The 21,283-nt window shown below is 71.1% G+C and carries 26 protein-coding genes; 16 read left to right on the top strand and 10 right to left on the bottom strand.

The features are described 5' to 3' along the window. The first annotated feature begins 189 nt into the window (after nt 1–189). The 3 genes from ABZ272_RS25305 (at nt 190) to ABZ272_RS25295 (ending at nt 2,573) form a co-directional block, all read left to right on the top strand. Nucleotides 190–891: a DUF4097 family beta strand repeat-containing protein gene (locus ABZ272_RS25305; RefSeq protein WP_355052403.1), complete on the top strand. Its 702-nt coding sequence runs from the start codon at nt 190–192 to the stop codon at nt 889–891. A gap of 27 nt (nt 892–918) precedes the next feature. Next, the gene (locus ABZ272_RS25300) at nt 919–1,737 is read left to right on the top strand and encodes an alpha/beta fold hydrolase (protein WP_355052402.1); all 819 of its coding nucleotides are present in this window, start codon (nt 919–921) and stop codon (nt 1,735–1,737) included. Nucleotides 1,738–1,856: 119 nt separating this feature from the next. Next, nucleotides 1,857–2,573, top strand: coding sequence for a carbonic anhydrase (locus tag ABZ272_RS25295; RefSeq protein ID WP_355052401.1), 717 nt, complete (start codon nt 1,857–1,859; stop codon nt 2,571–2,573). 42 nt (nt 2,574–2,615) lie between these two features. Here the strand turns inward: ABZ272_RS25295 and ABZ272_RS25290 are convergent, their stop codons facing one another. Continuing rightward, nucleotides 2,616–3,059 carry a DUF5990 family protein gene (locus tag ABZ272_RS25290; RefSeq protein ID WP_355052400.1) on the bottom strand — a complete coding sequence of 148 codons (444 nt, stop codon included), beginning with the start codon at nt 3,057–3,059 and terminating at the stop codon, nt 2,616–2,618. Nucleotides 3,060–3,135: 76 nt separating this feature from the next. Here ABZ272_RS25290 and ABZ272_RS25285 point away from each other — a divergent pair, with 76 nt between their 5' ends. Together ABZ272_RS25285 and ABZ272_RS25280 are read left to right on the top strand one after the other, a co-directional pair. Continuing rightward, the gene (locus ABZ272_RS25285) at nt 3,136–4,227 is read left to right on the top strand and encodes a winged helix DNA-binding domain-containing protein (protein ID WP_355052399.1); all 1,092 of its coding nucleotides are present in this window, start codon (nt 3,136–3,138) and stop codon (nt 4,225–4,227) included. 46 nt (nt 4,228–4,273) lie between these two features. Beyond that, a complete protein-coding gene (locus ABZ272_RS25280) occupies nt 4,274–4,945 on the top strand; it encodes a DUF4396 domain-containing protein (protein WP_355052398.1) in 672 nt (223 codons plus the stop codon). 118 nt (nt 4,946–5,063) lie between these two features. On the opposite strand, the gene ABZ272_RS25275 is transcribed toward ABZ272_RS25280, so the two are convergent. Then, nucleotides 5,064–5,978, bottom strand: coding sequence for an SDR family NAD(P)-dependent oxidoreductase (locus ABZ272_RS25275; RefSeq protein ID WP_355052397.1), 915 nt, complete (start codon nt 5,976–5,978; stop codon nt 5,064–5,066). Nucleotides 5,979–6,078: 100 nt separating this feature from the next. Here ABZ272_RS25275 and ABZ272_RS25270 point away from each other — a divergent pair, with 100 nt between their 5' ends. The 3 genes from ABZ272_RS25270 (at nt 6,079) to ABZ272_RS25260 (ending at nt 8,517) form a co-directional block, all read left to right on the top strand. Then, a complete protein-coding gene (locus tag ABZ272_RS25270; RefSeq protein ID WP_355052396.1) occupies nt 6,079–6,744 on the top strand; it encodes a TetR family transcriptional regulator in 666 nt (221 codons plus the stop codon). A gap of 84 nt (nt 6,745–6,828) precedes the next feature. Next, nucleotides 6,829–7,713 carry a S41 family peptidase gene (locus ABZ272_RS25265; RefSeq protein WP_355052395.1) on the top strand — a complete coding sequence of 295 codons (885 nt, stop codon included), beginning with the start codon at nt 6,829–6,831 and terminating at the stop codon, nt 7,711–7,713. A 93-nt stretch (nt 7,714–7,806) separates the two neighbouring features. Then, on the top strand, nt 7,807–8,517 hold the full coding sequence (locus tag ABZ272_RS25260; protein ID WP_355052394.1) for an alpha/beta hydrolase: 711 nt from the start codon (nt 7,807–7,809) through the stop codon (nt 8,515–8,517). A gap of 123 nt (nt 8,518–8,640) precedes the next feature. On the opposite strand, the gene ABZ272_RS25255 is transcribed toward ABZ272_RS25260, so the two are convergent. Next, complete coding sequence (locus ABZ272_RS25255) at nt 8,641–9,309, bottom strand: class I SAM-dependent methyltransferase (protein ID WP_355052393.1); 669 nt, start codon at nt 9,307–9,309, stop codon at nt 8,641–8,643. A 61-nt stretch (nt 9,310–9,370) separates the two neighbouring features. Between ABZ272_RS25255 and ABZ272_RS25250 the strand changes: the two genes are divergently transcribed. From ABZ272_RS25250 to ABZ272_RS25230, 5 genes are all read left to right on the top strand, one after another. Continuing rightward, the gene (locus ABZ272_RS25250) at nt 9,371–10,009 is read left to right on the top strand and encodes a helix-turn-helix domain-containing protein (protein WP_355052392.1); all 639 of its coding nucleotides are present in this window, start codon (nt 9,371–9,373) and stop codon (nt 10,007–10,009) included. A 115-nt stretch (nt 10,010–10,124) separates the two neighbouring features. Beyond that, nucleotides 10,125–10,502 carry a DUF2089 domain-containing protein gene (locus ABZ272_RS25245; RefSeq protein WP_355052391.1) on the top strand — a complete coding sequence of 126 codons (378 nt, stop codon included), beginning with the start codon at nt 10,125–10,127 and terminating at the stop codon, nt 10,500–10,502. Beyond that, nucleotides 10,499–10,759, top strand: coding sequence for a hypothetical protein (locus ABZ272_RS25240; RefSeq protein ID WP_355052390.1), 261 nt, complete (start codon nt 10,499–10,501; stop codon nt 10,757–10,759). Before ABZ272_RS25245 ends, ABZ272_RS25240 begins: the two co-directional genes overlap by 4 nt. An 11-nt stretch (nt 10,760–10,770) precedes the next feature. Further along, nucleotides 10,771–11,193 (top strand): hypothetical protein, encoded by a 423-nt coding sequence (locus ABZ272_RS25235; RefSeq protein ID WP_355052389.1) that lies wholly within the window; start codon nt 10,771–10,773, stop codon nt 11,191–11,193. 280 nt (nt 11,194–11,473) lie between these two features. After that, complete coding sequence (locus tag ABZ272_RS25230) at nt 11,474–11,941, top strand: hypothetical protein (protein WP_355052388.1); 468 nt, start codon at nt 11,474–11,476, stop codon at nt 11,939–11,941. A gap of 47 nt (nt 11,942–11,988) precedes the next feature. Here ABZ272_RS25230 and ABZ272_RS25225 read toward each other — a convergent pair whose 3' ends face one another. Beyond that, a complete protein-coding gene (locus ABZ272_RS25225; RefSeq protein ID WP_355052387.1) occupies nt 11,989–12,336 on the bottom strand; it encodes a GlsB/YeaQ/YmgE family stress response membrane protein in 348 nt (115 codons plus the stop codon). A gap of 111 nt (nt 12,337–12,447) precedes the next feature. Between ABZ272_RS25225 and ABZ272_RS25220 the strand changes: the two genes are divergently transcribed. Further along, nucleotides 12,448–13,101: a hypothetical protein gene (locus ABZ272_RS25220; protein ID WP_355052386.1), complete on the top strand. Its 654-nt coding sequence runs from the start codon at nt 12,448–12,450 to the stop codon at nt 13,099–13,101. A 238-nt stretch (nt 13,102–13,339) separates the two neighbouring features. On the opposite strand, the gene ABZ272_RS25215 is transcribed toward ABZ272_RS25220, so the two are convergent. Both ABZ272_RS25215 and ABZ272_RS25210 read right to left on the bottom strand, forming a co-directional pair. Beyond that, entirely contained in the window at nt 13,340–14,242 is a 903-nt protein-coding gene (locus tag ABZ272_RS25215; protein WP_355052385.1) for a hypothetical protein, read from the bottom strand. Then, nucleotides 14,239–14,640 (bottom strand): hypothetical protein, encoded by a 402-nt coding sequence (locus tag ABZ272_RS25210; RefSeq protein ID WP_355052384.1) that lies wholly within the window; start codon nt 14,638–14,640, stop codon nt 14,239–14,241. The genes ABZ272_RS25215 and ABZ272_RS25210 overlap by 4 nt, the downstream gene beginning before the upstream one ends. A 73-nt stretch (nt 14,641–14,713) precedes the next feature. Here ABZ272_RS25210 and ABZ272_RS25205 point away from each other — a divergent pair, with 73 nt between their 5' ends. Then, nucleotides 14,714–17,512, top strand: coding sequence for a CHAT domain-containing protein (locus ABZ272_RS25205; RefSeq protein ID WP_355052383.1), 2,799 nt, complete (start codon nt 14,714–14,716; stop codon nt 17,510–17,512). A gap of 2 nt (nt 17,513–17,514) precedes the next feature. Here ABZ272_RS25205 and ABZ272_RS25200 read toward each other — a convergent pair whose 3' ends face one another. From ABZ272_RS25200 to ABZ272_RS25190, 3 genes are all read right to left on the bottom strand, one after another. Next, entirely contained in the window at nt 17,515–18,624 is a 1,110-nt protein-coding gene (locus ABZ272_RS25200; RefSeq protein ID WP_355052382.1) for a tetratricopeptide repeat protein, read from the bottom strand. A 155-nt stretch (nt 18,625–18,779) separates the two neighbouring features. Next, nucleotides 18,780–19,364: a dihydrofolate reductase family protein gene (locus tag ABZ272_RS25195; protein WP_355052381.1), complete on the bottom strand. Its 585-nt coding sequence runs from the start codon at nt 19,362–19,364 to the stop codon at nt 18,780–18,782. Between the two features lie 26 nt (nt 19,365–19,390). Continuing rightward, nucleotides 19,391–19,909 carry a pyridoxamine 5'-phosphate oxidase family protein gene (locus ABZ272_RS25190; RefSeq protein ID WP_355052380.1) on the bottom strand — a complete coding sequence of 173 codons (519 nt, stop codon included), beginning with the start codon at nt 19,907–19,909 and terminating at the stop codon, nt 19,391–19,393. A gap of 75 nt (nt 19,910–19,984) precedes the next feature. On the opposite strand from ABZ272_RS25190, the gene ABZ272_RS25185 reads away from it, so the two are divergent. Next, nucleotides 19,985–20,659, top strand: a complete 675-nt coding sequence (locus ABZ272_RS25185) for a winged helix-turn-helix transcriptional regulator (RefSeq protein ID WP_355052379.1) — start codon at nt 19,985–19,987, stop codon at nt 20,657–20,659. Nucleotides 20,660–20,734: 75 nt separating this feature from the next. Here ABZ272_RS25185 and ABZ272_RS25180 read toward each other — a convergent pair whose 3' ends face one another. Then, the gene (locus ABZ272_RS25180; RefSeq protein ID WP_355052473.1) at nt 20,735–21,163 is read right to left on the bottom strand and encodes a DUF3592 domain-containing protein; all 429 of its coding nucleotides are present in this window, start codon (nt 21,161–21,163) and stop codon (nt 20,735–20,737) included. Nucleotides 21,164–21,283: the final 120 nt, after the last annotated feature.

The following is a 21,283-nucleotide window of genomic DNA, read 5'->3' as shown; positions in this document are numbered from 1 at the left end:
TCCTCGGTGGTCGTCCTCAACGGCATTGCCACCATAGCGTTCACCACCAGTTGATTGCAATGGCGGTAACACCGGCCGTTGCTTTAGTGACAGATCTGTTGCAACGTTTACAACGCTCTGAGCTGGTGTTACTTTGTGTCTACGCAATAACACTGTTGCCACTGTCTAGAAAGCAACGTAGCGTTTCCAATGTCAGAAACACCGGAGAGAGCATCGGAGAACGCCGTGCAGAGCTTCGCCACCCCCGCCCCCATCGCCGCCGTCCTGGACATCCCCGCCGGGCGCGTCCAGGTCATCGCCGCCGACCGCGCGGACACCACCGTCGAGGTCCGGCCCGCCGACGCCGGCCGCAGCCGCGACACCCGGGCCGCCGAGCAGACCACCATCGCGTACGCCGACGGCGTCCTGCGGGTCACGACCGCGTCCCCCGACAACCAGCTCCTGGGCCCCGCCGGCTCGGTGGAGGTCACCGTCCAACTGCCCGCCGACTCCCGCGTCGAGGTCCGGGCTGCCAGCGCCGAGCTGCGCGGCGTCGGACGCCTCGGTGACGTCACCGTCGACGGCGCGTACCGCCACATCAAGGTCGACGAGGCGGCGAGCATGCGCCTCACCGCCGTCGACGGCACCGTCGAGGTCGGTCGGCTCAACGGCCCCGCCGAGATCAGCACCACGCGGGGCGACATCCGCGTCGCGCAGGCAACGCGAGGTCGGCTCGTGCTGCGTACCCAGTCCGGCGACATCTCGGTCGCCGCCGCCAGCGGCGTCTCGGCCGCCCTGGACGCCGGCACCGGCCACGGGCGCATCAGCAACGCCCTGGTCAACCACGGCAGCGCCGACCTCGACATCCACGCCACCACCTCGCTCGGCGACATCACCGCCCGCAGCCTCTGAACCCCAACCCCCTCAAGGAGTACGACAATGACGACGAACACTCCCTCCTCGACCAGCTCGCCGTGGACCGGCCTGGTGCCGGTCGACGACACCGCCCTGGCCGTCACCGACACCGGCGGTGCGGGCGTCCCCGTGGTCTTCCTCAATGGCCAGTTCGCCACCCAGGGGTACTGGCGGAACGTCATCACCGACCTGGGCACCCGATGGCGGCACATCACCTACGACGAGCGGGCCCGCGGCAGAAAGTCGGGTCGCTCGGCGGACTACTCCTTCGAGGCGGCCGTCCGGGACGTCGACGCCGTTCTCGCCGCCCGAGGCGTCCAGCGGGCGGTGCTCGTCGGCTGGTCGTACGGGGCCGTCGTCGGCGCCCACTGGGCCCACCGCAACCCGGACCGCACGATCGGCGCGGTGCTGGTCGACGGCGCGTTCCCGCACGACTGGCTCGACGACGCCATGGAGCAGCGGATCCGCAAGCTGTTCCGGCGCCTGGGCTGGTTCACGCCGCTGCTGCGGCCGACCGGCCTGACCCCGCGTATGAGCGCCGCCCAGCAGGCGGAGAGCAACATCGAGCTGGGCCGGCTCTCCCGGGAACGCGAACTGGGTCCGGTGCTGGACGACATCACCGTCCCGGTGCGGTACGTGGTCGCCTCGGGAACGTCCCTCGGCAGCAAGGGAGACGAGCAGGAGCGCATTCGCGCCAGCCTCGACGGGGTGACCGCGCGTAACCCGAACATCCGAGTCCACGCGAAGGTCGCCAGCAACCACGGCGCGATCCTCAAGAAGGACTTCGCGGCCGTCGCCCAGGCCGTGCGCGAGGTCGCCGCCCTCGACAGCGAGCACCGCTGACCCACCGATCCCCGGTCCCCCGGCCGCCGCGCGCGACCGGGTGGCCGGGGCGTCGGCGGACCACTGTGGATGATCGCCTGGTAGGAAGAAGGCAACCGCCTCACTCTCGGGAGATCACTGTGCCTCGTACCCCTCTGTCTCGCCGTTCCCTGCTGGCCGCCGGCGGCGCGACGGCCGTCGCGCTCGGCGCGGCCGTCGCCGGCCCGTCCGCGGCGAGCGCCGCCGCGCCGCCGGCCGACGACACCGTTGCCACGCCGGCCGAGGCGCTGCGTCGGCTGCTCGCCGGCAACCACCGCTTCACCAGCGGTCACGGTCGGCACCCGCACCAGGGCCTCGACGACCTGCACCGCCTCGCCGCCGGCCAGCACCCGTTCGCCATCACGGTCGGCTGCGCCGACTCCCGGGTCGCACCCGAGGTGCTGTTCGACCAGGGGCTCGGTGACCTGTTCGACAACCGGGTGGCCGGCAACATCGTCGACGACCTGCTGCTGGGCAGCGTCGAGTTCGCCGTGGAGGAGTTCGGCAGCCTGCTGATCGTCGTCCTCGGGCACGAACGCTGCGGCGCGATCACGGCCACCATCGACGCCATCCACACCGGCGGCACCGCTCCCGGACACATCGGCACCATCGTCGACAGCCTCCGCCCGGTGGTCGAGCCGGTGCTGAGCCAGCCGGGCGACCCGGTGGAGAACGCCGTCCGCGCCAACATCGCCGCCCAGGTTCGGGCCCTGTCGGCGCGCAGCCCGATCATCGCCGAGAAGGTGCGTCAGGGCGCGCTGCGGGTCGTCGGCGCCCGCTACGACCTGGACAACGGACGGGTCTCCCTGGTGGCCTGACGGCTTGTTTCCCGGTCGCCCGTCCGGTACGGGCGGCCGGGACTATTCCAGCGTCCAGCCGATGGCGGGTGGGTGGACCCGGGCGCATACCGGCCCGCCGGCCGCGTCCGTCAGTCCCAGTCTGCTCACCAGCAACCCCCCGCTCTCGTGCACGGCGCGCAGCAGGTCGGTCGGGATGTCGGTGAACATCAGCTTCGCCCGCCGGAACATCGCGAACCCGTCATCGATCACCGTGCCCCAGCTCAGGTAGAGAAAACGCCCTCCGGGTCGTCCATGCACGAACGGCCCGCCGACGTCCAGCACCCCGTCGATCTCCCGGCTGGACACCGCTACGTTCCAGACCGCCCGTGCCGCGTCGACCCGTACGCGATCGATCACCTCGGTTCTGCGCTGGATGCCGACGTGTACGTTGCCGAGCCGCAGCGCGTCGGCCTCCGCGCCCGCGCGCCGGCCCGGCAGGTCACTGCCCTCGATCCGGATCCGCACCCCACCAACTCTAGTTTCTCGGCGTCCACCGCCCGATGGTCGCCGCTGACTGACCGCTCGCGGCTAGGGTGCGTTCATGGTTGACCGGCGTCAGGTGGTGGCCTACCGCGTACGGGCGCAGCAGCTGGACCGGGACGAGGGCTCGCTGGCCGACACCGCCGTCCTGGACATCGGTGTGCAGAACACCGGGCCGGACGGCGCCCGCTGGGCCCTGGCCGTCCGTGGCGTCGACGTGACCGCGCTGTCCGACGCCGACGTGGTCCTGCTGTGGACGGTACGGGGCGCTCCGCACCTCTATCGCCGCGCCGACGTCGGGCAGGTGGTGGCCGCGGTCGAGCCGTTCTCCGACGCCGACGCGGGCAAGCGCATCTACGACGCGTCGAAGCCGTTGAAGGCCGCCGGCATCGGCAACCTCGCCGCCCTCGACGAGGTGGCCGCCGGCATGCGGGCGATCGTCACCGCGCCAACGGTCAAGGGCGACGTCTCCGGCCGCCTGGCGACCATGCTGCCCGAGCCGTACCTGCGGTTCTGCCGGCCGTGCGACGCCACCCACCTGTACGAGATGCCCTTCCGGCTGGCCGCCGCGCGGGCCGGTCTAGAGTTGCAGCTCGACACCTCACCTCCGGTCCTGCGGCGCATCACCGGCTTCCGCAAGGCGTCCGCACCGGGCGACCGGTTCGACCTCGTCCGCGCGTACCTTCGGCTGCTCGGCCCCGCTACTGCGAAGCAGGTCGCCGACTATCTCGACGCGCCGGTCAAGGACGTGAAGGCACGCTGGCCCGACGACGTGGTCGACGTGACGGTCGACGGCGAATCGCGCTCGCTGCTGGCCGCCGACGAGGCGGCGCTGACGTCGGCCGAGGTGAGCGCGACCCGCCTGCTCGGCCCGTTCGACCTGTTCCTACAGGCGAAGGACCGGACGACACTCGCGCCCGACGCCGCCCACGCGAAGGAGTTGTGGCCGGTGCTGGGCCGCCCGGGCGCGGTGCTGGTCGACGGCGAGATCGTCGGCACCTGGCGGCCCCGCAAGTCCGGCCGATCGTTCACGGTGGCGGTCCAGCCCTGGCGCAAACTGTCCGCCGGCACGCGCGACGCCATCACCGCGCAGGCCGAACGCCTCGCCACGCACCGCTGCGCCACGCTCGCCGCCGTCGACTTCGCCAGCTAGGTTCGGCCGCGCCACGCACCAGGCGGCCCGGAGGAAGGGGGCGAGGATGCAACCGACCTGGCTCCCGACGCTCTCCTGGGTCTCACTCGCGGTCGGTGTCGCCAGCTTCGCGGTCGTCCTCGTCGACACGTACCTCTACGGGCACCGTCAGCCGGTGCGGGTCATGGAGATCGTCTGGCTGGTGACCGTCCTCTACGTCGGTCCGGCAGCCGTCCGCCTCTACTGGAACTGGGGCCGGCCCGAGGCGCTCGCGCCGTCGCCGCGGACGGATCGACCTCACCGGGGCATCATCGTGACCCAGGTGTCCCGTTGTGGCGCGCACTGCGCCCTCGGCTTCGTCGTCGCCGAGGTCGCCCTGTACGGATTCGATCTTCCCCGGAGCGCGCTGTGGATCGGCTACGCGGGCGACTATCTGATGGCGGTGACGATCGCTGTTCTCTTCCGGCTCTTCGAGAGCCCGCGGCGCGGTCTCGCGGAGGTCTGGCGCGCGTTGGCGACCGTCGTGAAGGTGGAACTGGTGACCATCACCGCGTTCGAGGTGGCGCTGTTCGTGTGGCTGACGTTGGCGCACCACATGGTCTCTCCGGAGCCGGCCCTGCGGCCCGACAGCCCCACGTTCTGGTTCGCCGGGCAGATCGGGCTGATCGCTGGTTTCATCACGGCCTGGCCCGCCGCCTCCTGGCAGATCGGCCGTGGGCTGAGCGGCGGAACCCGCTGACCTCGTGCGGAGAACGGTCGCGGGGCTGGCGCGCTCGACCTCGCGCCACCAGGCCCGGTAGGAGACGGTGTCCGGTAGCGGCGCCGCCGCTACCGGATCACCTGCCTCGTTCCCACGGTCACGCTGCGGCGGCCGCCTGGCCGACCGGGAACCGCACGCCGGTGAGGTCTTCCGAGACGGCCCACAGGCGCTGCTGCACGGTCAGGTCGTAGGACTCCGGGCTGGACGTGACCAGCTTCGGGTGGCCGCGCGTCTCGCCCAGGCCGTCGGGGCCGTAGTACTGCCCGCCGAGGACGGACGGGTCGGTCGCGGCGCGCAGGGTGGGCAGCGCGCCTGCCGCAGCGGGCTGGGTGACCACCGGGGCGAGCAGGGTGATCGGCGCGCGGACGAGCGCCGGGGAGTTGCGGACCAGTTCGGTGTCGGAGACACCGGGGTGTGCGGCCACCGCGACGGTGGTGCCGTGGGGGGCGAGCCGGCGCTGCAACTCGTAGGTGAACATCAGGTTGGCGAGCTTCGACTGGCCGTACGCGGCGACCCGGCCATACGACCGCTCCCACTGCAGGTCGTCGAAGTGGATCGCGGCACGGATCCGGTGGCCGACGCTGCTGACCGTGACCACCCGGGAGCCGGGCACCGGCAGCAGCAGGTCGAGCAGCAGGCCGGTGAACGCGAAGTGACCCAGGTGGTTGGTGCCGAACTGCATCTCGAAGCCGTCGCGGGTGGTCTGCTTCGGCGTGTACATGACGCCGGCGTTGTTGATGAGCAGGTCGATCCGCGGGTGGGTGGCGCGCAACCCGGCCGCGGCGGCGCGCACCGACTCCAGCGAGGTCAGATCCAGTTCCCGTACGGAGACGTCGCCGTTCATCCGGGCGGCGGCGCGCTTGCCCTTCTCGGTGTCGCGTACGGCCAGCACGACCGAAGCCCCACGTTCGGCGAGGAGCCGGGCGGTCTCGAAGCCCAGGCCGGTGTTGGCGCCGGTGACCACGGCCACCCGGCCGTCCTGGCGCGGAATCTGCTGCTCGGTCCAGTTCATCTCGGGCTCCTAAGGTACCGCCGGTAAGTTATGCTCGAAACGTTAATGTACCGCCGGTACGCTGTCAAGAGACCGGCGGTACCTAAGTTAGGGTTGGCGCATGACGTTCCAGCGGGCGCGCAGCGAGGAGCAGCGCGCGGCCCGTCGCCAGGCGATCCTGGAGACGACCTCGGCGATGCTCGACGAGATGCCGGTGGCCGACGTGACCCTCAACGAGCTGAGCCGGCGGGTCGGCCTGGCCAAGACGGCGGTGCTGCGCTATTTCGAGTCCCGCGAGGCGGTGCTGCTCGACCTCCTCGACGACCGGACGACCACCTGGCTGGCCAAGCTGGACCAGGAGTTGGCCCGGGGCGTCGAGCCGAAACCATCCGCGTCGGAGCGGGCCGAGCAGGTGGCCGACGTGCTCAGCCGGTCGCTGGCCACCGAGACGGTGCTCTGTGATCTCTTCGGCGCGCAGGGCGGGGTGCTCGAACACAACGTCTCGATCGAGGCGGCCCGCCGGCACAAGCGAGCCTCGCTGGCCAACCTCACGGCGATGGCCGATCTCATCCGCCGGCACCTGCCCGAGGTCGGCGACCGCGCCGACCTGTTCTGTCTTCAGGTCCTCATCGTCGCCGGCGCGTTCTCCGCCTACAGCACGCCACCGCCGAGCCTGCTCGCCGTCTACGAGTCCGAGCCGACGCTCGCGGTCTACCACATCGACCCGCAGACAGCCCTGCGCATCGCGATCATCACGCAGCTCGTGGGCGTCCTGCCGCGCGCCTGACTCCGACCCACCCCGGCCGTTCCGGTGCCGAGCCTCGCGATATTCGATGGCCCTGGGGCTTCGTCCGGTCTATCGTGACCCGCCGTGCTGTCAAACGAAGAGATCATCGGACGCGCCCTGGACCGGATCGAGGCCGGGTACGTCTTTCCGGCGAAGGTCCCGGACATCGACGCCACGATCCGGCGTCGTCTCGCCGCGGGTGAGTACGACGACCTGGACGGGCCGGTGCTCTGCGAGACGGTGACCGCCCACCTTCAGCAGGCGTGCCCGGACAGGCATCTGCGGCTGCTGTGGTCGGACCAGCCACAGTCGCTGGATCCAGCGGACGAGGACGGGGGCAAGGCGGCGTTCCTCGCGCTACTCCGGACGGAGAACCAGGGCATCCGCCGGGTCGAGCAGGTGGACGGCAAGGTCGGGCTCATCGACGTGCGGCGCATCGCGTACGCCGACGAGGGGGCCAGCGTGATCGGCGCGGCCATGCAACTGGTCGCGCTCAGCTCGGCGCTCATCCTGGACCTGCGCGCGTGCTCCGGCGGAGCGCCGGAGGGAGCCGCGATGTGGTGCAGCTACTTCTTCCGCGACGACCAGGTGCACCTCAACGACTTCTACGAGCGTTCCACCGGCGCCACCCGCCAGTTCTGGACCGCCGCGCACCTTCCCGCGCCGCGCTACCTGGACCGCCCGGTCTTCGTGCTCACCAGCGCGACGACGTTCTCCGGGGGCGAGGACGTCGCGTACACCCTCCAGGCGCACGGCCGGGCCGTCGTCGTCGGTGAGACGACCCGGGGCGGGGCCCATCCGACGGCCCGCCACGCGGTCACCGAGCACATCCTGGTGACCGTTCCGACCGCCCGGACCATCAACAGCGTCACCGGGAGCAACTGGGAGGGCGTCGGAGTGGTCCCCGACGTACCCGTGCCGGCCGACCAGGCACTCGACACGGCGCTGAAGGCCATCGCGGACGCCTAGGGCACGCGGTCGAGATCGGATGCCGTTATGCCGGGGACCTGTCGTACGTCGTCGACCTCGTACCAAACCGCCGATGGTAGTGAGCTGCCCCTGTTGGTCTTCGAGCCGGGCGACGGCGTACCGCCGCGCGCTGGCATCGTCCTGTTCCATGGCGGCGCGCTGCGCGGCGGATCACCCGACGGGCTCGCGCCGCACTGCCGGGCACTGGCGTCGCGGGGAATCCTCGCGGTGTCGGCCGGATACCGGCTGCTCGGTCACGGCGCGACAAGCATCGACGACTGCCTCGCCGACGTGCGGCGCGCGATCGCGCGGTTCGGGCGGTTGGCGGCATCGCGCGGGCTGGCAGCGTCACAGCTGGCCTCGGGTGGCAGCTCGGCCGGCGCGCACCTGGCGATGCTTGCGGCCCTGACGCCGTCCCGCGCGGCATCGGAGCCCGGCGTCGCGGCCGTCGTGGCCCTCAACCCGGCGGGACTCGACCTGGGCGTCCGCACGCCGGACGCGCAGCGCAGCCTGGAACGGCAGGTTGGCCTCGACGCGGGCAGACTGATCGAGTATTCGCTGATCGGGTGGGTCCGGCCGGGCAGTCCGCCGACGCAGATCCACCACGGCACCCGCGACGAGGTCGAGCCGATCGACTGCGCGCGGCGCTTCCGCGACGCGATGACGAGCGCCGGCAACGAGTGCGCCCTCCTTGAGTATGAGGACGCCGAGCACGGATTCCACTACCCCGGCGACGGCGGGCACTTCGACGACGTCATCGACGCCACGACAGTGTTCCTCCTCGGCCGGAGGGCCACGAGCTGAGCACCGACCTGCCGTTTCAACTCCCGCCCGACCGTCCGGGTCCACGCCGTCGCCCGCGCGGCGTGCCAGCAAGCCCGGGAAGGAGGAACACCGCGCACGGCGGCTCCGCGCGATCGGAGGTCGCTAGGCGTCGCGGCGCAGTGTGAACCAGAAGGTCGGCACCGCGTTGGTGCCCGGTGTGACGTCGACAAGTGCCCAGCCGGGGAACCTGGCGCGGACTTCGTCCGCGGTGACGCCGGCCGCCCACGACGCGATCTCGGTGGTCGGATTGTCGAGTGGCTCGGGGCCGTACCCGAACATCAGCAACAGTGCCCCGGGAGCGGCGCGGTGGGTGAGCCCGGCAGCGTAGGCGTCGCGGCGATGCAGTGGAATTCCGCAGTAGCAGCTCAGGTCGAAGAACAGGTCGAAGGGGCCCGGCACGTCCAGCTCGTCGAGGCGGGTGGCGTCTCCGTGCCGGACCCGTACCGCCACTCCCGCCGCCGCGACCTTCTCCCTGGCCAGGTCGACGGCGCTGTCGATCAGATCCACGGCGGCCACCTCCCAGTCGTGCCGCGCGAGGTAGACGGCGTTGGTCCCCGTGCCGCAGCCGAGTTCGAGGGCCCGCCCGGGCGGCAGCGCGTCGCGCCCCTCCACCAGGTCGACCAACTCGGGCGGTGTCACGCCGGTGTCCCATGGCGGCGTGCCGGCGCGGTAGTAGCTCTCCAGTGCGCGGTGAACCGCTTCCTCCTCCTGGTCCCGCTGCGGGGAGGCCGGGGCGGGGGCCGACCCCTGGGCGGCGTTGGGCTGCGTCATCGTCTCCTCCAAGAGTTTAGAGTTTGACTCTAGTGACATACTCTGAAGATAGGCTCGCATCATGAACACGGTCAAGAGGCCGGACAAGCGAGCCGAGCGCTCGCACCGCACCCGCCAGAAGGTCATCGACGCGGCTCGCGAGCTGTTCGTCGCGCAGGGGTACGGGGCGACGAGTCTGCAGGAGGTGGCGGATCGTGCGGGGGTGGCCGTCCAGACGGTCTACTTCGTCTTCCGTAACAAGCGCACCCTGTTCAAGGACGTCGTCGACACGTCCATCGCCGGGGACACCGAGCCGGTCGCCACCATGGACCGTGAGTGGTTTCGCGCCGCGTGCGCCGAGCCCACCGCAGCCGGCCAGTTACGCGCACACGTGCACGGCACCGGCGAGATCCTGGGCCGGGTCGCCCCGATCATGCCGCTCATCGCGGCTGCCGCAGCCACCGACCCGGAGATCGCCGCACAGTGGACGGATGGCCCCGATCCGCGTTACACGGTGCAGTACGCAGCGGCCGAAGCCCTCATGGGCAAGCCCGACGCCCGCCCCGGCCTCTCTGTCGACATGGCGGCCGACCTACTGTTCGGCCTGCTCAGCCCGCAGCTCTATCTGATCTTCGTCCGCGACCGCGAGTGGTCACCGGAGGCGTGGGAAGAGTGGGCCCGCGCCGCCCTGACCACCCAACTCTGCGCCGACCCCGACTGACCAGCCGCCGAGTGCGCGCGGTGGTCGTAGCCAGACCGGCCAGAGTGCCCTCGTACTCGAGAAAATTAAGGTTTGACTCTTGGAAGTTCAGGATTCTTAAGATACAACTTTAGGTATGACAGAACAGGCGATGGACTGGCAGGAACTCACCAGCCTGACGCGAGGCCAGCCGTTCGTCGTCGAGCGCGTGCGCCTGGCGAGCAACGGCGTCGCGATCGAGGGCGCGTTCGAGCTACCGCAACTGGCCCAGCTCAACGTCGAGGACCAGGTCTTCGTCACGGCGTTCGTGCGCTGCCACGGTTCGATCAAGGAGATGGAACGCATCTTCGGCGTGAGCTATCCGACGATCAAGTCGCGGCTCAACCGGATCACGCAGATGCTCGACTTCGTCGAGACCGATCCCGCGCCGTCCCGGGTCGACATCATCGACCGGTTGCGCCGCGGTGAGATCACCGCCCAGCAGGCGCTGGCCGAGCTGGACGGCCGCTCATGATGCCTCAACTGGTGACCGTCCGGGTCAATCGCCCCGCCCGCCGACCCGTCCGTTTCTGGGTTCCGGTGCTCCCCGTGGTGCTCGTACTCCTGCCGGTTCTGGTCCTGGTCGTCCTCGCGGCGATCGTGGCCTGCCTCGTGTTCCGCATCCGGGTGATGCGGGCGCTCGGCGCCGGTTGGCGCGTGGTCTCCGCGCTGCCCGGCGCCCGCTTCGACATCGAGCAGGGCCGCTCGGCCGTGCTCGTGGCCATCCGATAGGAGAGGTTCGCATGACCGAACAACGCAAGGACATCCTCGACATGCTTGCCGCCGGCAAGATCACTGCGGAGGAGGCGGAGCAGCTCATCGCCGCCCTCGAACGGGACCAGGCACCGGCGGTGGCAGGTCCCGACGCCCGGCCGAAGGGGAAGGTGAAGTACCTGCGGGTGGTGGTGGACGCCACCGACAACGGCGAGCCGTCGCGGGTCAACGTGCGGGTGCCGCTGCAACTGCTGCGGGCCGGCGTGCGGCTGGCGGCGCTGGTGCCGCCGCAGGCCCTGGTCAAGGCCAACGCCTCGCTCAGCGACTCGGGTGTGCCGATCGACCTGACGCAGCTCAAGCCCGAGCAGTTGGAGGCGCTCGTCGAGCACCTCGACGACGTGACCGTGGAGGTGGACTCCCCCGATGCCACCGTGCGGGTCTTCTGCGAATAGCCGCCGTCCCGACGGGACGGCCCCTCGAGAGGGTGCTGCAACACCCTCCCGAGGCTGCGCCCGCCGCAGCGGAGCGCAGGTGAAGTGCCAACCTGAAGTCTAGCCACTCCTCGACGACCAGCGAAGGGACCACTCGGGCGAGTGGTCCCTTCGCGCCGTGACGGACGGGCGCTGCCGCGGGAGCTGTCCTACAGTCGACGGCACGGTCGACGGAGGGACCATCATGGACGATAACGACCGGACGACATTCCGCACGTCGGCCCGCCTCATGTTCGTGTTCATGCTGCTGCTGGGCCTACCGGCCTGGGTTCTCGTCCAGGCTGTGCTGGCACTCGTCGCTGGGCGGATGGCGACCGACTACACGAACATCGCTGTCACAGGTGTCATCTACGCCGTCGGCTTCGGCGCTTTCACGGTTCTGTTCCACCGGAAGTCCTGGTCATCGGTCGATGTCACCGGCTCGGCACTGGGCCTCGTCGAGAAGGGGCGATCGGTCCTCCTGCCGTGGGAGACGATCCAGTCGGCGACGATTCGCCGTCCGGGCCCGTTCGCCGTCCTCCAGGTGACCCTGCGCCCGGGAGCGGACGCACCGCCCGCCACGAGCCTTCGTCCACGGATCCGCGGCGATCAGCCGATCTACACGGTCCACGTCGGTCTGGTTCGGCCCGGAACCGGCGTCCTGCGTAGCGAACTCGCCCGCCACCTGCCACCGGTCGCGGCGTCGGAGCGCCACGCGCCCGCTGGATGAACCTGGCGTGCACCTGCCGTGTTCGGGGCAGCTTGCACGGTCGCCGATCACGACTCGCTCTTGGCCTTGCGGCGACGGACCCGCCGACGAGGGGTTTCGTCGCCGCCGGCAAGCCGGGTGAAGGTCAGCATGTTCGCCAGCGCCACGGCGACGATCGCGAGGCCGACCTGGATCGCGAGCACGATCCAGTCCCAGCGCAGCACCCACACCTTCACGCCGGCGTCGTCGTCGACGTGCAGAGCCCGGGCGACCACGGTGCCCAGCACCGCCGAACCGACGCCGAGAACGAATGTGGCGAAGATGCCGATGCGTTGCCTGCCCGGCAGGATGAGCCGGCCGAGCAGGCCGACGAGTGCGCCGATGAGCACCGCGCCGAGATAACCGGTTACCAACATCGCTGTCTCTCCCCTTCCCGCAGTGTCGGGATACATGCCCGGATCTCACGTTCGCGGAAACCCGACCCCCGATACGCTGACGGGCCGCTCGCCCGTGACCGAAGGACGTACATGGCCCGCCCCTACCGCCCCGGACCGAAGCAGTTCGTCTTCACCGCCGGTGACGGCACCACGCACCAGGTCTCGGTGGGCGACCCGCAGGAGGCCTACGTGGCTTTCTCCGCGTTCTACCGGGGCCGCGAGTCCGCCACGTACACGATCAGGGACGAGCCGGCGCGGCAGACTCTGGTGCTCAGGCCCCACCTGGGGGTGATCTCCCGAATCGAGGATGCGGACCCACCCCGGTCGGCACACCTGCGGGTCGATCGGCCCAACCGCTACCTTCCGAGCGCGATGCTGTTCTTCGAGAACGGCTATCGCGGCCTCGACCACTTCGGCCAGTGGTTCGCCGACCTCGCCGACCTCGACACGGCACCAGAGGACCGCGGGGCCACCCGCGCCGCCACGATCACGACGGAGGCGGCGGCGCTCGAAGAGGTCGCCCGGATCTGGGCCGACTCGGGCTACGTCGACCCCAGCGACAGGTACTACGTCTTCTTCGACGGGCACGACGTCGACGACGACCGGGCCGAACGGGCGACTCTGCTCCCGCTGATCGAATTCCTCGGTCTTGAACGGGTCGACACCCCGGCCGAGGCCGCCGGAGGCGAGGTCTGGGTACGCACCGACCCACGCCTGGTCGCCGAGTGTGCCCGCTGGTCGTAAGCGTCAACGGGTAAGCCCGACCAGCGTCGCCAGCCGCGCCACGCCGGCCTGCGCCGGCTGCGCGCAGGCACGATCGGCGATGAGGGTACGCGCCAGAGGCCGCCCCCGAACCTCAGCCGGCGCGACACTATCCGCGTTCGACACGCTGAGCCGCTGGACTACCGAGAGGACCGCTGTCGTCGCGAGGTCTGGGTCGTCGCGTGACGTTCGTCGCGGCGCACTGCACGTGACCCGAAATTCACCGGTCCTTGCGCAGCAGGAGGGTCACCGCCTCGCCGTCGGCCGTGCCGAAGGGGCCGTCGGTGGGATGGCCCAGCGCGGCGCCGAGGGTGCGTACGTGCAGGTCGACCACCGCCTCCACCAGGTCGGCCAGCACGGACACCGTGCTGCGGCCCTGTCGCCAGCCCACCACGCACAGGCCCAGGCCGACGACCGCCGCGGGCCACCACAGCAGGCCGAGCGCCAGATACAACAGCCCCCAGCCCACCCGTCGGGCGGCGGCGGCGAAGTCGGCCTGCGCGAGGGCGAGCGGTCCCCGGGTCTCCTCGGGCAGTAGCAGCCACAGCCGGGGCCAGGCGGCGGCCAGGTCCAGGCCGTAGCAGGCCCGCACCCGTACCGCCGTGGCCTGCATCCGGTCACCGATCCACGTCGGGCGGTCCGGCTCGGTCAACGCGATCCGGTCGCAGGCGCGGGCGAGCGCCTGGGTATCCGGCAGCGGTCCGGTGGCGTCGGCGGGCGACCGCAACCGGCGTGCCTTGTCCCGCAAAGCGTTCTCGTACCGGTCCATGGCGGCGTTCCACCGGCGCCGCCGTCGGCGGGTCACGGCATCGCCGGCCCGGCCCCAGTCCTGCGTCCACAGGACCATGACCAGGCGTTCCAGACTCTGGGCGGCCATCGCGGCGACGACACCGCCCAGCACGACACCGAGGACGATCAGCAGCGCGGACCCGGTGCTGCGCGTCGGCGACCCGAGGGCGAGACGGTCCACCTCCTGCCGCAGCAGCTCCAGGTCCCACCAGTGGGCGTGTCGCAGCCGCAGCGCCGCGGCGACCACCGCCACGAACACCACACCGGGCAGCGCCAGGCCGGCGAGCCACCGCTCTGCCAGCTTTCCGCCGAGCGAGGCGATGAGCGCGTTCACCGGTCCATCCGGAACGTCGGCAGTGGGCAGTCCCACACGGCGCAGTGCGGCGAGGGGCCGGCGTCCGGCCGGGGGATCTCGACCCGGTCGCACAGGTCGGCGGGGCACACCTGGACCACTTCCGGGCGGCGGCCGTGGATGCCGGCCAACGGCAGGTAACGATCGCCCCGGACGGTGGTGTCACCCCCGACCAGGCCACCGACGCGCATCAACTCGGTCACCTCGGCGAGCACCGCGTCCACGCCCTGGTCGGACAGTGACCGATCCCGCAGCCGCGTCAGGGCTCGGGCCGGTTCCGGCCCGAGCAGGTCGCCCACCTGCGCGATGTCCGCGCAGATCCGGGCCAGTCGAGCCGCCCGGTCGTCGTCGAGTCGCCGGTCCGGCGCCGATTGGCTCATCGGCTGATTATCTCCTGTCGACGTGGCGTACGGCTGGCAGGCTGGGGAGCAACCGCGACGGGGAGGTACGCCGGTGGGTCGCAACGCAAGGGACACCGTGAACGACTGGCGTCGTGTCGCGGCCGGCCAGCGGCGCGGCGACCGACGCTGGGCCGAGGCCCAGGTGGAGCTGGGGGCCGCGCTGCTCGACCGCTACCACGCGGACCGGGCGCGGCAGGACCTGATCGAGGCCACCGTCGTGCTGGAGGCCGCGATCCGCGCGATGGCCGACTCCTTCCTGGCCGAGGAACTGGGTACGACGCACGGCGTCCGCGCGCTTGTCACGTACACCGATGTGCTGTTGGCCAGGGCCCGGGTCGAGAGTGAGCCGCAACTCCTGGACGTCGCCGAGCAGTATCTGCAGTTCGCGGAGGACGCCTCGGCCGACCTGGGCAACAGCGCGGTGCTGATGCTCAAGAAGTGCCAGGTCTATCGGGTCCGGCACGACTTCGACGGCTCGGTTGACACGCTCTACCGGCTCACGGCCATCGCCAACATGGCCGAGAACTGGATCAGCGAGGAGCACCGACCCGCGTTGCGGGGCGTCCACGCGGAAGCGCTGTTGCGCGCCTACCAGCTCACCGGTGTCGAGGACTACGTCGACGAGGCGCTGGATCTGCTGTCGTCGGTGGACACCACGGGGCCCAACCAGGACCAGATCGTCATGCTGCGAGCCCGGTGCCTGCTGGCCAGGGCGGCCGGGACCACCCACACCGCTGATGTCGAACGGGCCGTCGCGGTGCTGCGGGAGCACGGTTCGCAGAGCATCGACGCGCGTTTCCTGCTCGGGCAGACGCTGCTCACCCTGGTTGACCGCACCGGCCGTGCCGAACTGCTCGGCCAGGCCTGGGAGGAGTTCGCCGGCGCGCTGAGCACCGTCGGAGAGCGCCATCCACACCATCGCAGGGCCCTCGCGAGCCTGTCCTCCGTCGGCATGAAGACGCACCAGCTCACGGGCGACGTCTCCGCCCTGGAGATCGCGATAGGCCTGCTACGCCGGGCGCTCGCGCTGTCCGTACGCGGGGAGGCCAACCACGCGTTGTACCTGGACCAGTTGGGCTACAGCCTGCGGTTGCTCTACGACGCCACCGGGGAGCCCGCCTACCTCCAGGAGTCGCTCGTCCTGCTGCGCCAGGCGCTGGACGCCCTGCCGGCGCGTGATCCGCAGCGGGTCGAGACCGGGCTGTCCATCGCCCAGGCGTTGCGGGCGACGTACCTGCGTACCGGCGAACCCGCCCTGCTCACCGAGGCCGCCGAGCGGGCGCTCGCCGCCGGCCGGATCGAGTCCGGTGCCGTGCCGGTCCGGATCCAGGCGTTCGACAAGGCGGCCTACACGCTGACCGCGCTGGACCGGTGGCAGGAGGCGGCGGACGCCTTCGACGAGGCCATCACGCTGCTGCCCCGGCTGGCCTCGCGGGGGCGTACCCGGCACGACCAGTACGCCGACCTCGGCTCGACGGCCGGGTTGGCGGCGACCGCCGCCTCCTGCGCGATCGGCGCGGGGCAGCCGGAGCGGGCCTTGGAGCTGCTGGAACGTGGCCGGGGTCTGCTGCTGCACCAGCGGTTGACGGCGGACGGCGAGTGGGCGGCGCTGCAACGCGCCGACGGGCGGCTGGCGGCCGACTTCCAGCGGATGCGCCGGGACTTCGAGGCGCCCGCCCCCGAGTCCTCCCGCCCCACCACCTTCGGCCGGGACCGGGAGACCGAGTGGAACGTGCTGCTGGCGACGATCCGGGAGCTGCCCGGCCTGGGTGATTTTCTGCGCCCGCCCAGCGCGCGACAATTGCTCGACCAGGTCGACGGCACCGTGATCGTGCCGATCGCGAGTGAGCTGCGCTGCGACGCGCTCATCCTGCGGGACCACCGCGTGACGGTACTGCCGCTGCCGGATCTGTCGCTGAGCGACGCGGTGACGCAGTTGCGGCTGCTCCAGGAGGCCACCACCACGGCGTCCGATCCGGCGGCGGACGCGCGGAGCCGCCTGCGCGCCCAGTCGGCGCTCGGCGGCGTACTCGAATGGTTGTGGTCTTCCCTGGTCGGGCCGGTGCTGGACGCGATCGGCGCGCCCGGGGCGGGCGGCGAGCTGCCGCGCGTCTGGTGGTGCCCGGTCGGCCCGCTGGCGTTCTTTCCCCTGCACGCCGCGCAGGCCGACGCCGGCCGTTCCGCGCTCGACCGGGTGGTCTCCTCCTACACCCCGACGGTGACCGCGCTCGCCCGCAAACGCACCGGGGCGCGCCAGTCCCGGCCCGATGCCCGGTCCTGCGTGGTGGCGATGCGCGCCACCCCCGGCGGTCTGGGCGCGCTGCCCAGCGCCGAACGTGAGGCCGCGTCGGCGGCGCGGGCGCTGCCGGGAGCGTGGACCGGGCTGGACGCGGCGGCCAACCGCGACGAGGTCCTGGACCGGTTGGCCGACTCGGCCTACGCGCACTTCGCGTGCCACGCCGTGGCCGATCCGCAGGACCCGGCGCAGGGCCGGCTGCTCGTGCACGACCACCAGGAGAATCCGCTCACCGTGGCCGACGTGTCCCGGCTAGACCTGGACGCGGAATTCGCCTTCCTGTCCGCCTGCGCGACCGCCCAGGCCCCGCCGACCCTCGTCGACGAGGCGCTGCACATCACCGGCGCCTTCCAACTCGCCGGGTTCCGGCACGTCATCGGCACCCTGTGGGAGGTCGACGACGCGATCTCCCTCGCCCTGACCGCCGCCTTCTACGCGCACGGCGACGCGACCGGGTCAGCGGCGTACGCGCTGCACTCGGCCGTGCGCGGGCTGCGGGACCGCTACCCCCTGGCACCGACGCTGTGGGCCGCGCACGTCCACACCGGAGGCTGAGATCAGCGGGTACGCCGGACCAGCGCGCGGGCCTTCTCCGTGTCGGGATGACCCGGGCCGTGCACGCGTTCGCACCCGGCCAGCGCGGCGCGCGCCACACTGCCCGCCCGCCGGTCACCCGCCTCGATGAGCAGTTGGGCGAAGAGCGTCCGCATCTCCAGGGTTCCGGGATGGTCGACGCCCCGGCCCCGCTCACTGTCCGGCAGCGTGTCGGCCAGCAACCGGATCGCCTCGGCCGGCCGCCCCGCCCCGGCGAGTGCCCTGGCCAGGGAGTGCCGGGCATGCAGAGACACCCCGTCGGTGGTGCTGAGCGCGCGCCCCGCGTCGTCGGCGAGCGCCCGGGCCGGGTCGATCGCCTCGGCCGCCCGGCCGGCGTCGAGCAGGACGACCAGCAGGTTGCTGCGCGCCTGGAGCGTCACCGGGCTGGTAGGCCCCAACGTCCTGGTCATCCGCCGGACCACGTCCCGCAGGGCCCGTTCGGCCGGCTGGCTGTCGCCCCGCAGGTGTTGCAGGCCGGCCAGTTTCATCTGGCAGGCCAGGGTGTCCGCGTCGTTCCTGCCCAGCGTCCGCGCCATACCGTCGGCGACCCGCCGCAGCAGCGGCTCGGCCTCGTCCATCCGACGCAACTCGATCAGCAACCAGCCGAGGTTGTTGCCGCTGCGCAACGTCTCGGCGTCGTCGTCGCCCAGCACCCGGCGGCGTGCCTCGTAGACGTCCCGTTGCACCGGTTCCGCCTCGGCGTGCGCGCCGAGCTGCCAGAGCGCGAAGGCCAGGCTGTGCTTGCTGCGCAGGGTGTCGGGATGCTCCGGCCCGAGCGCCGAACTGCGCAACCCGACGATCTGCTGATAGACGGCCACGGCCTCGGCGATGTCGTTGGTGCGCATCAACTCCTGCGCGTACCGGGTGCCCGCCGCCAACGTCCGCGGGTCGGTCGCGCCGTACTGGTCGTGGAAGGCGTGGTACTGCAACCCGAAGGCCGTCGGACCGCCGATCGTCTCGGTGATCGAGCGGCCGTCATGGTTGAGAGTGATCTCGATGACCGGGACAGTCGACTCCGGTTCGCGCGGTGGCTCGTCGTCGCGTTTACGGCTGCGGTTGAACCATCTGCCCACTGCACCGCACCTCCCCCGGTGTCGACGGCCGCACGGCCCGTCCATACAGGAGACCACGTACGCGGGCGCCTCGCCGACCCCAAGACTCGCGCAAGCTCCCCGACGTTGCGGCAGCCACGGTCGGGGATACCGCCGGCCGCGTCGCCACCGGGCGATCAAGACGTGGCGACGGCACCCGTCGGTCGGTACGTCATCAGGACGACCCCGGAGGCGAAGGGTTCGGCGGACACCAGCTCCAGTCGTACGGGCGGCTGACCGCTGTCGAACAGCGCCTTGCCCTGGCGGAGGTACAGCGGGTGCACGAGAAGATGGATCTCGTCGATGAGCCGGAGATCGGCGAGGGACCGGATCACGCTGAGGCTGCCGTAGACCACGATGTCCCCGCCGGACCCGCGCTTGAGCTCGGCGATCTCGTCGGGGTCGATGGAGGCCAGTCTCCGGGTGTTGTTCCAGGTTGCGGTGTTGCCGGAGGCGGAGACGACGATCTTCTCCAGCGCGTCGACGCGCTGGGCATATCCGCGGACCTCGTCCGGTTCGTCGGGGTTCTGCGCGGCCAGCGGCCAGTAGCTGGCGAAGTCGGCGTGGGTGACCCGGCCCAGCAGCAGGCTGCCGGCGTTGTCCACCAGGCTCCGCTCGTACCGCTGAAGGTGCTCGCCGAACAGCAGCCAGTCCATCTCGTCGTCCGGACCGGCGACGAACCCGTCGAGCGTGGTCCACATCGACACGACTATCTTGCGCATACCTCGTCCTTTGTGATGGTGCGGGCTCAGCGACCGCCGCTGAGCGCGGCCCGGACGGGCTCCGGCGTCCGGCTCGGGAACCGCTGCTGGAAATCGACGAGTCCGACCCAGGTGGGGCGCAGGCCGATCCGGACCATCCGCAGGCCCGGCGTGTCGATCGCCGCCAGGTAGGCGGCGCCCGCCTCGTCGCCCATCCCGGCGCGCTGGATGGTGGCGTACTCGGGTAGGACGCCGTCGACCTCCGTCAGGGTGACCTTCCCGCGCAGCATGAGCACCTCCGGAAGCCCGTCCGCCGTGTCGATGCAGATGGCCACGTCCGGCCGGGCGCGCAGGTCACGGATCTTGTAGGTGCCGGCGAACGCGCCGACGACCAGTTCGTCGCCGGTCCACAGGAAGTTCACCGGGATCAGTCGCGGCGTCAGGTCTCGGCTGGTGTAGGCGAGGCGTGCCACGGGCGCGCCGAGCAGGCGCTGCGCCAGGGCCGTGTCCAGCAGCTTCAGATCACCTTGCGGCAGGTTCGCCGCCTCGACGTTCGGCAGGCTCATGAGTGTCAACGTAGAGGGTCAACTCCTAGAGAACAAGTTCAACTCCTAAATTAGGATCGAGGTAGGCTGACGGTCATGAGCGGCGTGCGTAGCTATGGGGATCCGTGCGGTGTCGCGCGTGGACTGGACGTCATCGGGGAGCGGTGGGCACTGCTGGTGGTCCGCGACCTGCTGCTCGGCCCCAGGCGTTTCAACGACCTGCTCGGCGGCCTGCCCGGCGTGAGCCCCAACGTGCTGAGCCAGCGGCTACGCCAACTGACCGAGCAGGGCGTCGTGCAACGGCGGGACCTCGGGCCGCCGACGCGGGTCCACCTCTACGAGCTGACCGAATGGGGCCGCGCCCTGGAGCCCATCCTCCTGCAGTTCGGGCGCTGGGGCAGCCAGTCACCGCAGATGCCCGAGGGCGCCCTGGGCGTCGACTCGCTGCTGCTCAGCGTCAAGGCGTCCTTCGACCCGGCGCGAGCCCCGGAACTCGCCGGCACCTACGCGTTCCACATCGACGCCGACACGATCCTCGCCGAGGTCGCCGAGGACGCGGTGCAGATCCGGCGCGGCACGGTCCCCGACCCCGACGCGACACTCACCACCGACATCGACACCCTCCGGGCCGTCTGCGGCTCCGAGATCACCCTCCCGGCGGCAGTGGAGTCGGGCGCGTTGCGCCTCACCGGTGACGAGGACGCCCAGCGACGCCTCACCGCCCTTCTCCTGAGCCCGTTCACACCCGCACCCCAGCCAGCCACGCCCTGACGTCCGGCACCGGCTGGATCGGGCCCGGATGGGAGGCGGCACCCCAACCAGGCCGTCATCCGGTCCAGTCGGTCGTCAACCCCGGGTCGCCAGCGCGCTGAGCGACGCGCCGTCGCGCCGTCGGCGACGCCGTTTGCGAAGCTCGTGGATGACGCCCCAGAGCCCGACGAACGCGAGCGCTATCCCGCCGAGCGCGACCAGATACTCCGCCCCGTCTCGGGACACCCACAGCCGGCCCCGCTCCGGGGCATCCGGCGAGTACAGGACCGTGAGGGAGTCACCGTCGCGGTTGGGGGAGCCGCTGCGGGTGACCAGCTCCGTGCGGAGCACTTGCCGTCCATCGGGTACGGCGTACTGGAATTCGTAGTACGTGCCATGGCGACTCGCGCGCGGTGGCGTCTCAGATGTGCTGATCAGCGTGGCGGTGGTGCAGACCTCCCCCGGCCAACCTCGATGATCCCAAACGATGGTGACGCCGAGACCGGTCACCAGGATTCCGCACATGATTGCCGTCAGTGAAGCCCGTAGCGCCGAGACACCAGTGGGATTGCGGCGTTCAGCCATGGCCGAGAGGTTATCCGTGCCACGCAAGGGGTTGCGGGGTGGGCACGACGCTTGCCGATG

Origin of the sequence: Micromonospora sp. NPDC005979 (genome assembly GCF_040614415.1) — a bacterium.
Lineage (GTDB): Bacteria > Actinomycetota > Actinomycetes > Mycobacteriales > Micromonosporaceae > Micromonospora.
Note: the sequence above shows the minus strand (reverse complement) of the source record. Positions and strands in the feature narration are given on the sequence as shown.

Coding starts and splice junctions, on each gene's coding strand:
- ABZ272_RS25305 (WP_355052403.1), top strand. CDS start 190: ATGTCAGAAACACCGGAGAGAGCATCGGAGAACGCCGTGCAGAGCTTC.
- ABZ272_RS25300 (WP_355052402.1), top strand. CDS start 919: ATGACGACGAACACTCCCTCCTCGACCAGCTCGCCGTGGACCGGCCTG.
- ABZ272_RS25285 (WP_355052399.1), top strand. CDS start 3,136: ATGGTTGACCGGCGTCAGGTGGTGGCCTACCGCGTACGGGCGCAGCAG.
- ABZ272_RS25280 (WP_355052398.1), top strand. CDS start 4,274: ATGCAACCGACCTGGCTCCCGACGCTCTCCTGGGTCTCACTCGCGGTC.
- ABZ272_RS25275 (WP_355052397.1), bottom strand. CDS start 5,978: ATGAACTGGACCGAGCAGCAGATTCCGCGCCAGGACGGCCGGGTGGCC.
- ABZ272_RS25270 (WP_355052396.1), top strand. CDS start 6,079: ATGACGTTCCAGCGGGCGCGCAGCGAGGAGCAGCGCGCGGCCCGTCGC.
- ABZ272_RS25255 (WP_355052393.1), bottom strand. CDS start 9,309: ATGACGCAGCCCAACGCCGCCCAGGGGTCGGCCCCCGCCCCGGCCTCC.
- ABZ272_RS25250 (WP_355052392.1), top strand. CDS start 9,371: ATGAACACGGTCAAGAGGCCGGACAAGCGAGCCGAGCGCTCGCACCGC.
- ABZ272_RS25245 (WP_355052391.1), top strand. CDS start 10,125: ATGACAGAACAGGCGATGGACTGGCAGGAACTCACCAGCCTGACGCGA.
- ABZ272_RS25240 (WP_355052390.1), top strand. CDS start 10,499: ATGATGCCTCAACTGGTGACCGTCCGGGTCAATCGCCCCGCCCGCCGA.
- ABZ272_RS25235 (WP_355052389.1), top strand. CDS start 10,771: ATGACCGAACAACGCAAGGACATCCTCGACATGCTTGCCGCCGGCAAG.
- ABZ272_RS25230 (WP_355052388.1), top strand. CDS start 11,474: ATGCTGCTGCTGGGCCTACCGGCCTGGGTTCTCGTCCAGGCTGTGCTG.
- ABZ272_RS25225 (WP_355052387.1), bottom strand. CDS start 12,336: ATGTTGGTAACCGGTTATCTCGGCGCGGTGCTCATCGGCGCACTCGTC.
- ABZ272_RS25220 (WP_355052386.1), top strand. CDS start 12,448: ATGGCCCGCCCCTACCGCCCCGGACCGAAGCAGTTCGTCTTCACCGCC.
- ABZ272_RS25210 (WP_355052384.1), bottom strand. CDS start 14,640: ATGAGCCAATCGGCGCCGGACCGGCGACTCGACGACGACCGGGCGGCT.
- ABZ272_RS25195 (WP_355052381.1), bottom strand. CDS start 19,364: ATGCGCAAGATAGTCGTGTCGATGTGGACCACGCTCGACGGGTTCGTC.
- ABZ272_RS25190 (WP_355052380.1), bottom strand. CDS start 19,909: ATGAGCCTGCCGAACGTCGAGGCGGCGAACCTGCCGCAAGGTGATCTG.
- ABZ272_RS25185 (WP_355052379.1), top strand. CDS start 19,985: ATGAGCGGCGTGCGTAGCTATGGGGATCCGTGCGGTGTCGCGCGTGGA.
- ABZ272_RS25180 (WP_355052473.1), bottom strand. CDS start 21,163: ATGTGCGGAATCCTGGTGACCGGTCTCGGCGTCACCATCGTTTGGGAT.